Source organism: Nitrosovibrio sp. Nv17, assembly GCF_900119085.1.
Lineage (GTDB): Bacteria > Pseudomonadota > Gammaproteobacteria > Burkholderiales > Nitrosomonadaceae > Nitrosospira.
Genome location: NZ_FPIQ01000003.1, coordinates 63,468 through 76,639 on the forward strand (window position 1 = coordinate 63,468; position 13,172 = coordinate 76,639).

The 13,172-nt window shown below is 61.6% G+C and carries 15 protein-coding genes, 1 tRNA gene and 1 pseudogene; 12 read left to right on the forward strand and 5 right to left on the reverse strand.

The features are described from left to right. Window positions 1-51: 51 nt before the first annotated feature. The gene (locus tag BT108_RS02950; protein ID WP_072293063.1) at window positions 52-1,062 is read right to left on the reverse strand and encodes a COX15/CtaA family protein; all 1,011 of its coding nucleotides are present in this window, start codon (window positions 1,060-1,062) and stop codon (window positions 52-54) included. Window positions 1,063-1,137: 75 nt separating this feature from the next. Next, window positions 1,138-1,581 carry an SsrA-binding protein SmpB gene (smpB, locus tag BT108_RS02955; RefSeq protein WP_072293064.1) on the reverse strand — a complete coding sequence of 148 codons (444 nt, stop codon included), beginning with the start codon at window positions 1,579-1,581 and terminating at the stop codon, window positions 1,138-1,140. A gap of 96 nt (window positions 1,582-1,677) precedes the next feature. Here smpB and BT108_RS02960 point away from each other — a divergent pair, with 96 nt between their 5' ends. The 8 genes from BT108_RS02960 to BT108_RS13775 all read left to right on the forward strand — a co-directional run bounded on the left by BT108_RS02960 (window position 1,678) and on the right by BT108_RS13775 (window position 7,358). Next, window positions 1,678-2,115 (forward strand): type II toxin-antitoxin system RatA family toxin, encoded by a 438-nt coding sequence (locus BT108_RS02960; protein ID WP_072293065.1) that lies wholly within the window; start codon window positions 1,678-1,680, stop codon window positions 2,113-2,115. Continuing rightward, window positions 2,087-2,422: an RnfH family protein gene (locus tag BT108_RS02965; protein WP_255369586.1), complete on the forward strand. Its 336-nt coding sequence runs from the start codon at window positions 2,087-2,089 to the stop codon at window positions 2,420-2,422. Before BT108_RS02960 ends, BT108_RS02965 begins: the two co-directional genes overlap by 29 nt. Window positions 2,423-2,493: 71 nt before the next feature. Next, window positions 2,494-3,954 (forward strand): IMP dehydrogenase, encoded by a 1,461-nt coding sequence (gene guaB, locus BT108_RS02970; protein ID WP_072293066.1) that lies wholly within the window; start codon window positions 2,494-2,496, stop codon window positions 3,952-3,954. A 71-nt stretch (window positions 3,955-4,025) separates the two neighbouring features. Continuing rightward, entirely contained in the window at window positions 4,026-5,588 is a 1,563-nt protein-coding gene (gene guaA, locus BT108_RS02975) for a glutamine-hydrolyzing GMP synthase (protein ID WP_072293149.1), read from the forward strand. Window positions 5,589-5,742: 154 nt separating this feature from the next. Continuing rightward, entirely contained in the window at window positions 5,743-6,018 is a 276-nt protein-coding gene (locus BT108_RS02980; RefSeq protein ID WP_072293067.1) for a hypothetical protein, read from the forward strand. 4 nt (window positions 6,019-6,022) lie between these two features. Next, window positions 6,023-6,547, forward strand: coding sequence for a helix-turn-helix transcriptional regulator (locus BT108_RS02985; RefSeq protein WP_072293068.1), 525 nt, complete (start codon window positions 6,023-6,025; stop codon window positions 6,545-6,547). A 327-nt stretch (window positions 6,548-6,874) separates the two neighbouring features. Further along, window positions 6,875-7,024: a hypothetical protein gene (locus tag BT108_RS13770; RefSeq protein WP_177257237.1), complete on the forward strand. Its 150-nt coding sequence runs from the start codon at window positions 6,875-6,877 to the stop codon at window positions 7,022-7,024. 85 nt (window positions 7,025-7,109) lie between these two features. Then, complete coding sequence (locus BT108_RS13775) at window positions 7,110-7,358, forward strand: hypothetical protein (protein ID WP_177257233.1); 249 nt, start codon at window positions 7,110-7,112, stop codon at window positions 7,356-7,358. Here BT108_RS13775 and BT108_RS14260 read toward each other — a convergent pair. After that, window positions 7,296-7,848, reverse strand: a pseudogene (locus tag BT108_RS14260) (transposase); the annotation flags it as partial. The gene BT108_RS13775 and the pseudogene BT108_RS14260 sit on opposite strands and share 63 nt — an antisense overlap. A gap of 156 nt (window positions 7,849-8,004) precedes the next feature. On the opposite strand from BT108_RS14260, the gene vapB reads away from it, so the two are divergent. Both vapB and vapC read left to right on the forward strand, forming a co-directional pair. Continuing rightward, window positions 8,005-8,238, forward strand: coding sequence for a type II toxin-antitoxin system VapB family antitoxin (vapB, locus tag BT108_RS03000; RefSeq protein WP_072293071.1), 234 nt, complete (start codon window positions 8,005-8,007; stop codon window positions 8,236-8,238). Continuing rightward, entirely contained in the window at window positions 8,238-8,648 is a 411-nt protein-coding gene (gene vapC / locus BT108_RS03005; protein ID WP_072293072.1) for a type II toxin-antitoxin system tRNA(fMet)-specific endonuclease VapC, read from the forward strand. Before vapB ends, vapC begins: the two co-directional genes overlap by 1 nt. Before the next feature lie 305 nt (window positions 8,649-8,953). Here the strand turns inward: vapC and BT108_RS03010 are convergent, their stop codons facing one another. Next, window positions 8,954-9,487: a DUF2726 domain-containing protein gene (locus BT108_RS03010; protein WP_072293073.1), complete on the reverse strand. Its 534-nt coding sequence runs from the start codon at window positions 9,485-9,487 to the stop codon at window positions 8,954-8,956. A gap of 299 nt (window positions 9,488-9,786) precedes the next feature. After that, window positions 9,787-11,403 (reverse strand): dihydroxyacetone kinase subunit DhaK, encoded by a 1,617-nt coding sequence (locus tag BT108_RS03015; RefSeq protein WP_072293074.1) that lies wholly within the window; start codon window positions 11,401-11,403, stop codon window positions 9,787-9,789. A gap of 871 nt (window positions 11,404-12,274) precedes the next feature. On the opposite strand from BT108_RS03015, the gene BT108_RS03020 reads away from it, so the two are divergent. Then, window positions 12,275-12,350: transfer RNA gene (locus BT108_RS03020), tRNA-Phe, on the forward strand. A gap of 159 nt (window positions 12,351-12,509) precedes the next feature. Further along, window positions 12,510-13,070 carry an HNH endonuclease gene (locus tag BT108_RS03025; RefSeq protein ID WP_072293075.1) on the forward strand — a complete coding sequence of 187 codons (561 nt, stop codon included), beginning with the start codon at window positions 12,510-12,512 and terminating at the stop codon, window positions 13,068-13,070. The last annotated feature ends 102 nt before the right edge of the window (window positions 13,071-13,172 follow it).

Consider the following 13,172-nt stretch of genomic DNA (forward strand, 5'->3'; position numbering starts at 1 on the left):
CGGCAGGGCCCCTTCCCATCGACCCTCGAATGAAGCGCTGCCGGTCCCGGCTCAGCGCAGCCGGTGGTTGGTCCAGAGCGCGGCAGTGAACAGCAGCAGCGCACCTGCCTGGTGCGCCGCCGCCAGATGCAGCGGCACCACCAGCAGCAGCGTGGCAATGCCCAGGCTGACCTGTATCGCCAGCATGGCCAGGAGCAGGTTGCAGGCAAGCCGCGCCGAGCCCGGCAGCGGCAGGCTCCTCGATTTGAACCAGAAGAGCGGGATCAGGATCGCGAGGGTCCATGCGATCAGGCGGTGATCGAACTGCACCGTGGCGACGTTCTCGAAGAAATTGCGGTACCACGGCTCCAGCATGAAGATTTCCGGCGGCACCACGTGCCCGTTCATCAGCGGGAAGGTGTTGTAAGCCCGGCCCGCGTGGATGCCCGCGACGAATCCTCCCGACAGGATCATGACGAAGATGAGCGCCGTCAACCCCACGGAAAAGCGCTGCAGGCGCCGCAGCCGGATGCTCCCATCCGATATGCCCACCGGGTACAGCAGATCCAGCGCCACCCGGAACATGGCGGCGTAAATGATGAATGCAAGGCCCAGGTGGGCGGTCAGGCGGTACTGGCTGACGCTGGGATTGTCCACCAGGCCGCTCTTGACCATGTACCATCCCATCGCACCCTGCAGCCCGCCCAGGACGAGAATGCCCGTGAGCTTCATCCCCAGGGGGCCGTCTATCCCCCGGCGCGCAACGAAATACGCGAAGGGCAGGAAATAGGCCAGCCCGATCACGCGTCCGAGCAGACGATGGAAGTATTCCCACCAGAAAATGCCCTTGAATTCCTCCAGGCTCATGCCGAGGTTGATTTTCTGGTACTGGGGCGTCTGGTGATACTTCTCGAACAGTACGTCCCAGTCCGCCTGGCTGAGGGGCGGCAGCGTTCCGACGATGGGCTGCCACTCGACGATGGATAGCCCGGAATCGGTGAGCCGCGTGACGCCGCCGACCACCACCATGGCGAACACCAGGGCGCAGCAGATCAACAACCAGGCGGCGATGGATTTTTGCATGATAAAATAAACGGCTCGTACAAAAAATTCACGACAGCAGCACTCGAATCATGAGGATCATGACCCGCGGAGGCATCATCGTGCACGCATCAGCCGCTGCTTGTCGCGCAACCATTCCTTCTGCTTCTCAGATTCCCGTTTGTCATGCAGCTTCTTCCCCTTGGCCAGACCGATCTCGAGCTTGATCTTTCCGCTCTTGTAGTGCATGTCCAGCGGGATCAGGGTATATCCGGCGCGCTCCACCTTGCCGATGAGGCGCGTGATCTCCTCCTCGTGCAGCAGCAGCTTGCGGGTACGCACCGGATCGGGATGGACGTGGGTGGATGCGGTGGGCAGCGGGCTGATGTGGCAACCGATGAGGAACAGCTCGCCCTTGCGGATGATGACGTACGATTCCTTTATCTCCACCCTCGCGGCACGGATCGCCTTGACCTCCCAGCCTTCGAAGACCACCCCTGCCTCGTATTTTTCCTCGATGAAATAATCATGAAAGGCTTTTCTGTTCTGGACGATGCTCATGGAGAGGGGAAAAAGAAGTGAGTTCGGCCCGGGTTTCCTGTATTTTAGCAGTTTTGCCCGGCATCCGCCGACTGGCGCCGCGCCCGGGCCGAATCCATGGCTGAGATAGAAAAATCGGTGCTGGTCGGCTATTCCGCCAGGCAGATGTTCGACCTGGTCGACGCGGTCGAGAAATACCCGGATTTCCTGCCATGGTGCGGCGGCTCGTCCGTCGTCCAGAAGGACGAGGCCACCGTGCACGCGACCGTCATGATCGACTACCACCACATCAAGCACAGCTTCACCACCGAGAATACCCGCACCCCGCCGGAGCTGATCAACATGACGCTGCTCGACGGCCCCTTCCAGCACCTGGACGGCCACTGGCGCTTCATTCCCCTGGCCGAGGACGCCTGCAAGATCGAGTTTCGCCTGCACTACACCTTCGCCCACGCGTTCCTGGAGAAGCTGGTCGGGCCGGTGTTCTACATGATCGCCAACAGCTTCGTGGAGGCGTTCATCGCCCGTGCCGAATCCGTCTACGACAGCTCCTGAGGCCACCCTGGAGGTCGAGGTGGTCTATGCGCTGCCGCACGGCGCGCACGTCAGGCGGCTGCGCCTGCCGGCGGGCGCCACGGCGTGGCAGGCGGTGGAGCGTTGCGGCATCCTCGACCTGTGCCCGGAGATCGACCTGGCATGCAACCGTATCGGCGTCTTCGGCAAGCTGGTGGACCCCGACACTATCCTGCGCGATCGCGATCGCGTGGAAATCTACCGGCCGCTGCGCATCGACCCCAAGGAAGCGCGCCGGAAACGATCGGAGCGCGCGGCAAAGAAGAGAAGGATTGCCGATACCGGATGAGCCCGTCGCCGTCCAGGCCCCGCACCCGGTCGGGTTTCGCTATATAATGTCGCTTTGCCAAGGAATCGATCATGCGACTGGTTGAAAAAGCCCTGACTTTCGACGACGTCCTGCTGCTCCCCGCCCATTCCGAAGTCCTGCCGCGCAACGTCCACCTCGCCACCCGCCTCACCCGCTCCATCTCCCTCAACATCCCACTGGTCTCCGCCGCCATGGACACGGTGACCGATTCGCGGCTTGCCATCGCCATCGCGCAGGAAGGCGGCATCGGCATCGTGCACAAGAACATGCCGATCGCGGACCAGGCCGCCCACGTCGCCCGGGTCAAGCGCTTCGAAAGCGGCGTGGTGAAGGAGCCCATCACCATCCCCCCGGAGATGACCGTGCGCGAGGTGCTCGAGCTCATCCACCGCTACCGCATCTCCGGCCTGCCCGTGGTGCAGGGATCGAAGGTGGTGGGCATCGTCACCAACCGCGACCTGCGCTTCGAGACCAATCTGGACCAGCCGATCGGCAACATCATGACGCTCAAGGAACGCCTCGTCACCGTTCGGGAAGGCGCCACCCGCGAGGAGGCCATGGCGCTGCTGCACAAGCACCGGCTGGAGCGGGTGCTGGTCGTGAACGACGACTTCGAATTGCGCGGGCTCATCACCGTCAAGGACATCATCCGCACGTCGGAGCACCCCGACGCCTGCAAGGACGACTTCGGCCGCCTGCGCGTGGGCGCCGCGATCGGCGTGGGCGACGGCAGCGACGAGCGCGCGCAGGCCCTGGCCGAGGCCGGCGTGGACGTGATCGTGGTGGACACCGCCCACGGTCACTCGCGCAGCGTGCTCGAACGGGTGCAATGGGTCAAGCAGCATTTCCCCGCCATCCAGGTGATTGGCGGCAACATCGCCACCGCCGACGCCGCCCGGGCGCTGGCCGACCACGGCGCCGACGGCGTGAAGGTGGGCATCGGCCCCGGCTCCATCTGCACCACACGCGTGGTCGCCGGGGTGGGCGTGCCGCAGATCACCGCCATCAAGAACGTATCGAAGGCGCTGGCGGGTACCGGCATCCCACTCATCGCCGACGGCGGTATCCGCTACTCCGGCGACATCACCAAGGCCATAGCAGCCGGCGCGAGCTGCGCCATGCTGGGCGGCCTGTTCGCCGGCACGGAGGAGGCGCCCGGCGAGATCGAACTCTTCCAGGGGCGCTCGTACAAGACCTACCGCGGCATGGGCTCGCTTTCCGCGATGCAGCAGGGCTCAAGCGACCGCTACTTCCAAGAGGCCGGGCAGGATACCGAGAAACTGGTGCCCGAAGGCGTGGAGGGCCGCGTGCCCTTCAAGGGCAGCGCCATCGCCGTCATCCACCAGCTCATAGGCGGCATCCGCTCCGGCATGGGCTACCTGGGCTGCAAGACCATCGAGGAAGTGCACGCCAAGGCCGAGTTCATCGAAATCACCTCCGCCGGCATCCGCGAATCCCACGTCCACAACGTGCAGATCACCAAGGAAGCGCCGAACTATCACGTCGACTGAGGCACGCTGGACCTGAATCCGGCGCGCCGCCTGTGGCCCGCACCACCGCATCCGCCACTGAAGCCATTCCCATGCACCAGAAGATACTGATCCTCGACTTCGGTTCCCAATACACCCAGCTGATCGCGCGCCGCATCCGCGAAACGCATGCCTACTGCGAGATCCATCCCTGCGACGTCGATGCTGCATTCGTCACGGACTTCGCCCCGCAGGGCGTCATCCTCTCCGGCGGGCCGGACTCCGCCACGGTGGACCACACTCTGCGCGCGCCGCAGGCGGTCTTCGAGCTGGGAGTACCCGTCCTCGGCATCTGCTACGGCATGCAGACCATGGCGGCCCAGCTGGGCGGAGGCGTGGAAACATCGGATATCCGTGAATTCGGCCATGCCGAGATCGAAATCCAGGGGGATGCCACGCTGCTGCGCGGCATCCAGGACCGTACCCTGCCCGGCCATAGCCCGGCGTTGGACGTATGGATGAGCCATGGGGACAAGGTCGCCGTGCTTCCGCCGGGCTTCCGGGTCATGGCCTGCAACGCCGCCACGCCCCACGCCGCCATGGCAGACGAGGCCCGCCGTTTCTACGGCCTGCAGTTCCACCCCGAGGTCACCCACACCCCACAGGGAAGGGCCATCCTCGAGCGCTTCGTGCACGGCATATGCGGCGTCGGCCACGACTGGACCATGCCCGACTTCATGCAGGAGGCCATCGACCGGATCCGCTCCACGGTAGGAACGGACGAGGTAATCCTCGGCCTCTCCGGCGGAGTCGACTCGGCGGTCGCGGCGGCGCTCATCCAGCGCGCCATCGGCGAACAGCTCAGCTGTGTGTTCGTCGACAACGGCCTGCTGCGCCTGGACGAGGCCAAGCAGGTCATGGAAACCTTCGGCCGCAGCCTCGGCGTGAAGGTCATCCACGTGGACGCCAGTGAGGCGTTCCTAGATCACCTGAGCGGCGTGGCCGATCCCGAGCAAAAGCGCCGCATCATCGGACGGGAGTTCGTCGAGGTATTCCAGCGCGAAGCCGCGAAGATCACCGGCGCACGCTGGCTCGCCCAGGGGACCATCTATCCCGACGTGATCGAGTCGGCGGGCGGCAAGACCAAGAAGGCCCACACCATCAAGTCCCACCACAACGTCGGCGGCCTGCCCGATACGCTGCACCTCAAGCTGCTGGAACCCCTGCGCGAGCTCTTCAAGGACGAAGTGCGCGAACTCGGCATCGCCCTGGGCCTGCCGCACGACCTGGTCTACCGCCACCCCTTCCCCGGCCCGGGCCTAGGCGTTCGCATCCTGGGTGAAGTCAGGCGCGAATACGCCGACCTGCTGCGCCGCGCCGATGCCATCTTCATCGAGGAGCTGCGCGCCGCCGGCTGGTACGAACAGGCGTCACAGGCGTTCGCCGTGTTCCTGCCGGTCAAATCCGTGGGCGTGATGGGCGACGGCCGCACCTACGAATACGTCGTGGCACTGCGCGTGGTGAAGACGGAAGACTTCATGACCGCCCACTGGGTGGAACTGCCCTACTCCCTGCTCGCCCGCATATCCAACCGCATCGTCAATGAGGTTCGCGGCATCAACCGCGTGGTCTACGACATATCAGGCAAGCCTCCCGCGACGATAGAGTGGGAGTGACGGAACGTCTTTCTGGGGAGCGGTACCGCCAGACCGACATGCCGAAGCTGGTGCCGAAGAATGTGGCCGTGCCGGCACTGAGTGCGATCGGTTAACAACCGGCAAGGTTGTCACTTGACAACCTTGCCGGTTGTCCCCATACTGGAAACTACAGATGCCCCGTCCTTCTCATCCAAAAAAAGAGGTCGAGGAAGCTCTCAGGCACGCTGAAGGGCAGGGTTGGCGCATCGAAGTCGGCGGCAGCCATGCCTGGGGCCGGATTTATTGCCCGTACAACGATGAGGAATGCCGCTGCGGTGAGTTCTGCATTACCAGTGTATGGAGCACGCCGAAGAATCCAGGCAACCACGCCCGTGCTTTGAGGCGCGTCGTGGGCAACTGCACTATGCACCGCAAGCAGAACAAGGTTGATGACGGTGCCAAGGAGTAGCGCAATGGAGTACACTTTCACCTTGAAATATCAGCTTACTGACGGCGACAGCGACCTGGATGCACTGGTCGAGCGCCTGGGTGAAGCCGGCTGTAACGATGCCTTGGTCGGCATCGGGCAGCCGGGTCGCCTGGCATTGGAATTTACCCGCGAGGCGGTCGATGCATGCGCTGCTGTTCGCAGCGCGCTGACCGATGTGCATCACGCTGCACCTTCGGTGCGGTTGATCGAAGTGGCGCCGGATCTCGTCGGCTTGACTGATGTAGCTGAGATCGTCGGCATGTCACGGCAGAACATGCGCAAGCTGATGCTGGCCCATCCAGACAGCTTCCCAGCGCCAGTGCATGAAGGCAGTGCGTCGATCTGGCACTTAGCCGATGTATTGGCTTGGCTGCGGGCCAAGGGCAACTATCCATTGGCCGAGGACGTGCTGGATGTGGCCAGGGCGGCCCTTGAGATCAATATAGCCAAGGAAGGATGCCGGTTGCCGCACCTGGCTTCTAAAGAAATTGAGGGCTTGGTCGGATGAATGGCCTTCTTGACCGACTGATTGGTTAGTACGAACGCCTAGGTGTTGGACATCTCTGCCGCAAGTTGCTTGTTCTGTGCGCTCCAAGGGATCTAGAGATTGAGTGCTGACGGGCAGATAGTCATGTACGCGCAGCGGTCGCAGTAACGACCCTTTTGTCGGACGGTTGTCACCTGCGAGCATTCGGACTGCGGCCTTGAACGATTTGGTGGCCTCGAGCTTCTTCCCGCTTGGTACGTCGTCGACCTTGTCGGAAAGCACGTGGTTGAGAGTCAGCTTCTTCGTCCCAGGCAGGTCAAGACCAGAAACCATAGGCTTTTTTAATATATGTCCGACACGCGGATCATCGTCATCGAGAACACTGATCCGGCAGCCGACATCATGGCCTGCGAGCAATCGCTGATGTTCGGCAAAAACCCGCACCACCGACGCTACGGCTTGTTTCTTCACTTGCCGGAACCTCTCCAGCAGCCGTAGTGACACGAGCGAACGACGGTCTTATGGAGAAGATTAGCAAGTTCCTCACGCGCCTCGGATTCCCCCCCCGCAACACGCGTTGGTCATGGGGGCCCGTTCTGACCTCGGGGTGCTGCTGACCACGTGGAAAGACGACCTCGATGATTCGGGGCGCTTCGTGCGCGTTCTCCGATGGCCGTCACAAGGACGCTCGTCTTCCGGCCGCAACGAGCGCATGGACCACTTACGCGCACTATGGTCAGGCGGCCTTGCCGGGTACGCCGTCATTGCCGTTGCGCAGGGTGATGAATTCATGGACGTTGAGGAATTCATCGCGCAGCCGCCCGTTGCATGACTCGATCAGTCCATTGTCCGTGGGCTTGCCCGGCCGTGTGTAATCAAGCTTGATGCCCCGGCGATAGGCCCATTCGTCCAGGGCCCTGGAGGTGAATTCCGTGCCATTGTCCACGGTAATCGTCTTGGGCCATCCCCGCTCTGCTGCAAGCCGACATGATCTCTGCACGCTGATCTTGAAGCGCTCCTGCATCCAGGCTGCCAGCTCGTGCCGCCTGGCAGCCTTCAGAGTTTTTTCGCACCACCTCCTGCAGGATCTGCTTGTCCAGTGTCAGGTCGGCCACGATGCGCCGCAGCCTCGCATTCTCTTCCTTGATCTGCTTGAGCCTGCGCATCTCGCTCACGCCCAACTCCGCGTACTTCTTCTTCCAGGTGTAGAACGTGGCTTCCGATACGCCAAGCTGCCGGCATACATCGACCACCGTCTGGCCGCCGTCGGCCAGACGCAGCGCGTAAACAATCTGCTCTTCCGTGAATCTCGACTTCTTCATCGCTTCTCCTTGCCCCTGCGGGGCCTCGGGAAGCAATCCTACCTCCAGTTCTAACCTGTAGCAATTTTCCGGGAGAACGTCACTTTCAATCTTGACCCATCATGGCGCATAGCGATATACTATCGCTATATACTTCTTAACTCAAGGGGTGACGGAATGTCTATCGGCACTGTCTTTATCAATAACCGCACACAGGCTGTCCGACTTCCGGTGGACGTGCGCTTGCCCGAAGGCGTACACAAGGTGGAAGTGCGTGTCAGGGGGCATGAACGCATCATCACTCCAGTCGGCCAGACCTGGGACAGCTTCTTCTTGGGCGGTCCCACCGTCAGCGACGACTTCATGCCTGAACGCGCCAGCCAGCACCAGCCTGAGCGAGAGTCGTTCTGATGTTGCGCTATCTGCTGGACACCAACATCGTCATTTATGTCTTGAAGCGGCGCCCCATCGAGGTGCTGCCTTCCTTCAATGCCAATGCCAGCCGAATGGCAATCTCTTCGATCACCTTGGCTGAGCTTCTGCATGGTGCTGAGAAAAGCAGCCAGGTCAGTAACAACTTGTCAGCGATCGAGGACTTTTGTAGTCGCCTTGAGGTACTGCCCTACGGCGCCAAAGCTGCCCAGCACTATGGGGCCATTCGCGCCGCCCTGGAAAAATTGGGCCAACCCATCGGGGTGAACGATCTGCACATCGCGGGCCATGCACGCAGTGAAGGTCTCGTGCTGGTAACGAACAACGTCTCGGAATTCATTCGTGTACCAGCGCTTGAAGTAGAGAACTGGGTTAGTGCTAGCCAGTAGCCATATTAGCCATAAGCGGTATTTGTCAAGCTAGTTGTCGCATTTAGTAAAACTCAAGCCACCTTCTTGAGAGTTGTTTTGGGGGTTCTGGAGACGGCGCGTCCATTTTCCGGATTCAAGTGCACCACATCGATTCGGGACCAGTTGCGTATTGCTCCAGACCATCTTTCGGGATGTCGGGCATGGGCGTCCTTGTAGACGGCCTGCCGCGCAGTAGCGCGATGCGCTTGCAGCGTTTTGAATGCATCGCCTGAATAGCACCGGGTCCTTGCAATCTCGGCCTGTTCTGTAAAACAATGTGCGATTTAATCACCGACGGACTTGAGAATAGATTTTAATCGTACAGGTTGAGATGTAATAATAGCCTGGATTGTGGCCTGATCCGGCAAAGCTTTAACGTGCCATCGAATCATGTGGACGCCTGCTGCTTCCGTTGCACGGTCTTTTTTCCGATCGGCATCGCCACGACCGGCTCTTTCATGGGATTTATCGTCAAGCTCAATCACCGCCAGCACTGCCGCATCTTTGCCGCAGACTACAAAATCGTAACTCAACCGATTAATCCGGTTATTCCACTCGTGAAAGTTAAAGCCTTTATTGACGCCCAAGACCCGAGAAACCTGCACCTGTGCCAAGATAATATGGTCGGGTAAGGCCTTGACCAGACGGTGGTACAGAATCTGCTCCGGTGTTGAAAGTGGCCGCTTGACGTGGAATGGCCAATGTTGCACTACCTCAACCTTAAAGCGGCGTTTCCTCAGAATCATCACGACCATCAAGGTGAGGCCTACGATCACGATCACGGTCGAAATGAGAATGTTGACTAGAAGCTCGCGCATATTAGTCTTCAAAAATATATCCTACCACCGAGCTCCACTTTCTTCGCTTCCCCGCTGACTATAGCATTTCAGTCATGTGTATAAGCTGCGTTGGGAAACTCTAATCCTATTGGTCACCTCTACCACTAAAAATGCTGCCCAGCTTGCCCTTAGCTGGAGTTGACTCTTTTTCGTGGACACTTTGACGTTCTCCCGGAAGCCGAATGTGACGTTTCCCCGGAAAACGGACAGTTTTAAGCCAGAGGCGGACCGCTTCGTTGGTTTGCACTGACCCCCAGGAGTTGGGACAATTCAAGACCCTAGCATAAATCCTGGAACAATCTTGCAACGGCCTCCGCCCCGGGATCGGCATGTCCCTGCAGTTGTTCCGCGCCGATGTAGGCAGCTCTTCCGGCTTGAGCCCTGGGCATGGCGGCCGTGCGGTTGGCCCCTTCTCTCGCGGCGCGGGCTGCTTCCGCCAGCCCTCGCGGCAAGGCATCGAGGGCGGGCAACAGCGCGTCGATCATGGTCCTGTCGCCCGCTTGCGCACCGCCCACTTCCTGCATCCTTGCCAACCCGGCCTTGAGCGCTTCTGCCACGCCCTGCCCGCTTGATGCCGCATCCCCCGCGGCGGTGAAGAAGATCGCGAGCAGGACGCCCGAAGAACCTCCCATGGTCTGGCTGAGCTCACGCCCCAGCGCATGATAAAGCTGCGCGTCATCCGTCAGCGGAAGCTGATCGAGCTTCTGGATCAAGGCTCTCGCGGCACGAGCAAGCGTTGTTCCGGTATCGCCGTCTCCTGCCCTGGCATCGAGTGCGTTCAGGTCCTTCTCGGCAGCAATCAGCGTCCTGCAACACTGGGTGAGCAGCGCCTCGGTTGCGGGGTCAGCAGAAGGCCTCGGCCGCACGGGAGATAGCCCGTCGGGCAAGGGCACGATGCGCGGCGCCGCGAAGGGCTTGAGCCCTGGCCAGGTACGCAGGGGCGTTTCCGCGGCCAGCAGTTTTTCGTCCTCGGCGTTCAGCGAATAGAGCGTCAGTGAAAAGCCGTGCATGTCGAGCGCCGTCATCACCGCGGCGGGACCGACGATATGGGAAATACGGGGGCCGATGGCGGATCTCCTCAGTTCATCGGCGAGGATCGACATTTCAAGGTTGGTTGTCGAGCCGAGGTTGTTCAGAAGCGCCGCATGGCGGCCGCCGTTCAGCGTCGGGAGTAGCCTTGCCACGGCCTCGGCCATGGCCTGGCGTGCGCCAATATAGGGCATGCGCGAAGCACCGGCCTCGCCATGGATGCCCAACCCCAGTTCGATCTGACCCGGGCGGATTCGGTTTTCCTTGGGTGAGCCCGGCACGGTGCAGGTATCGAGGGACATGCCGATGCTCCTGACATTGGAAGCCGCCCGCTGCGCTGCCGCGGTCACGGCATCGAGGTCGCCGCCGCGCTCGGACACCTGCCCGGCAAGCTTGTGCACGAAAATGGTGCCAGCGACGCCGCGGGGGCGGCTCATGCCGGGGATGGCAATATCGTCCTGGACGATGACCATCGTGACTCGCTTGCCCAGGGCACGCGCGCGCTCGGCGGCAAGACCGAAGTTCAACCTGTCCCCCGTGTAGTTCTTGACGATGAGGACACAGCCGGCATCTCCGGTTACGGCGAGGATTCCCGCCAGGACCGCGTCGACGGAGGGCGAGGCGAAGACATCGCCGCAGACGGCCGCGGTCAGCATGCCCGGGCCGACGAAGCCCGCATGCGCCGGCTCATGTCCCGACCCGCCGCCGGAGATGACCGCCACACGGGATTTGTCCCAATCGGAACGGATGACGACCCGGATGAAAGGATACCCGTCCAACCTGACAAGCCGCCCGCCGGAAGCGGCCACGAGGCCATCTAGCGCCTCCTGGACGATGTCTTCCCTGGAATTGATGAACTGTGCCATTTGGCCGTCCCTGGGTTGGGGCATGAAGAAGCCCGAATGCGACGCCTCGCCGGGCACCGGAAGATTTTACCCTGCGAAGAACCTGCACGCGTAGCGGCGTGAAGTCATCCCATTCTACGTGGATTCAAGGGATTTGATGCACAGGCGGCCTGACGCTCCTCCGGAAACTGGGTGGCTTGCAACTGGAGGCATCCTTATACCCCTGAAATATCCGGCAGTACCGCAACATTTCCCGTCGCAACGCTTGACAAGCCCACCGTCATCCCCTACATTGCCGCCATTGACGAGAGACAAGGGTCTTCTCGGCCCCAACCCGGGCAACAAGCGTTCATCCATGAAAACCGCACTGAACCTACGAATCGCGTTGCAGCCATCAAGCCGCCGGGGCCGCGTTGCGCCCGCCCAGCCGCGTCGTGGCATGGATCGAACCGTCATTCCCTTTGCGCCCAATCATTTTGACGCATCGGGGCGCGGTGCGCGTGCCATTCCGGAGATGCTGAGGATGTAGTTCGTTTCAGCATCAAAGTACCAGCAAGCCCGGATTGCACCGCAAGGTCTCCGGGCTTTTTCGTTATCGGCCCGCTGGCGGAACAGGCATATGCGCCGGCGTTGGAAACCAGGTTCTCCGAACCCGAATCTCTGTGGGGCACCCGGGCATTGCAGTCGCCGCGCCGGCACAGCGTCCGGAAATGCGGATGGATCTATAACAAACTGGACGTGGTAATCGTTTGTCGTTGCCCGGCGAGGCGAGCGGCCATGCCTTCACCCATGGCCATTGCATCTTTCGTCGGGCTTGGGAATGGCAAGGCGAGCATCTGCAACGTGCCTTCATCCCGGTTCGAATCCGGGTCGCCTCCCCTCAATATATGACGCCGCTGTAGCTGAGATGGATTAGCGCGGGTTTGAAGCACCCGAGAGGCAGGCTCGATACCTTGCCGGCGGCACCAGTGCAATCGGGGGTAGCTCGGTGAATGGAGCGCCGCGCTTCGAACGCGGAGGCCGAAGATGTGAATCCTTCTTGGCACGCCATCCCTCTGCCACGCCCAGCCTTGCAGAAGACAGGGGCACGTACCCGGAGAGAGTGTATCTACAAGACAGGGGCTGACATGGAACCATTGATTTTGACGCTGGAGCAGTCGGGCCTGCCGCGGGCGTGGGTCTGCATCGAGGAAGCGATCACCTACCATGCCAAACACATGGTGATCTGGTCCGCGGGCGAGCACGTCTGCGAGTATCGCGGCGGCATTCAGAACGACGGGCGCCGATCGCGTATCGAGACGCAATCCATCCTGACGCTGCGCGGAATCAGCGGGGCAGCGCACCGACCGGCGGTACCGGCGCTGAGCAACGGCTTGCTGTTTGCCCGGGATCGGCAGGTATGCGCGTACTGCGCACGGCGGTATGACATGCACGACTTGTCATGCGACCATGTGATGCCGGTCTCGAAAGGCGGCAGGCACACCTGGACCAACGTCGTGACGGCCTGCCGCGGATGCAACACGAAAAAGGCGGACCGCAGCCCCGAGCAGGCGCGCATGCCGCTGGCCTACGTACCCTACACGCCGAACCGGCACGAGCACTTCATTCTGCGCAACCGCCACATTCTGGCCGATCAGATGGCATTCCTGCTGGCGGGCGTTCCGCGCACCAGCCGGTTGCATGCGTAGCGATGAAGCGGGAAGAGGCTTCCATGGCGGCCCGGGTGGGTGACCGGCCGGCCGAGTCCGCCTGGACAACGAGCAACACGCTCCTTGAGGCGCCTCCCGCTT

Excerpts from the sequence above, each read along its gene's own strand:
- BT108_RS03010 (WP_072293073.1), bottom strand. The coding sequence starts at position 9,487 with ATGCGCGAGCTTCTAGTCAACATTCTCATTTCGACCGTGATCGTGATC.
- vapB (WP_072293071.1), top strand. The coding sequence starts at position 8,005 with ATGTCTATCGGCACTGTCTTTATCAATAACCGCACACAGGCTGTCCGA.
- smpB (WP_072293064.1), bottom strand. The coding sequence starts at position 1,581 with ATGAGCATCGTCCAGAACAGAAAAGCCTTTCATGATTATTTCATCGAG.
- vapC (WP_072293072.1), top strand. The coding sequence starts at position 8,238 with ATGTTGCGCTATCTGCTGGACACCAACATCGTCATTTATGTCTTGAAG.
- BT108_RS02980 (WP_072293067.1), top strand. The coding sequence starts at position 5,743 with ATGCCCCGTCCTTCTCATCCAAAAAAAGAGGTCGAGGAAGCTCTCAGG.
- BT108_RS02950 (WP_072293063.1), bottom strand. The coding sequence starts at position 1,062 with ATGCAAAAATCCATCGCCGCCTGGTTGTTGATCTGCTGCGCCCTGGTG.
- guaB (WP_072293066.1), top strand. The coding sequence starts at position 2,494 with ATGCGACTGGTTGAAAAAGCCCTGACTTTCGACGACGTCCTGCTGCTC.
- BT108_RS03025 (WP_072293075.1), top strand. The coding sequence starts at position 12,510 with ATGGAACCATTGATTTTGACGCTGGAGCAGTCGGGCCTGCCGCGGGCG.
- guaA (WP_072293149.1), top strand. The coding sequence starts at position 4,026 with ATGCACCAGAAGATACTGATCCTCGACTTCGGTTCCCAATACACCCAG.
- BT108_RS03015 (WP_072293074.1), bottom strand. The coding sequence starts at position 11,403 with ATGGCACAGTTCATCAATTCCAGGGAAGACATCGTCCAGGAGGCGCTA.
- BT108_RS13770 (WP_177257237.1), top strand. The coding sequence starts at position 6,875 with ATGTCCGACACGCGGATCATCGTCATCGAGAACACTGATCCGGCAGCC.
- BT108_RS13775 (WP_177257233.1), top strand. The coding sequence starts at position 7,110 with ATGGGGGCCCGTTCTGACCTCGGGGTGCTGCTGACCACGTGGAAAGAC.
- BT108_RS02960 (WP_072293065.1), top strand. The coding sequence starts at position 1,678 with ATGGCTGAGATAGAAAAATCGGTGCTGGTCGGCTATTCCGCCAGGCAG.
- BT108_RS02985 (WP_072293068.1), top strand. The coding sequence starts at position 6,023 with ATGGAGTACACTTTCACCTTGAAATATCAGCTTACTGACGGCGACAGC.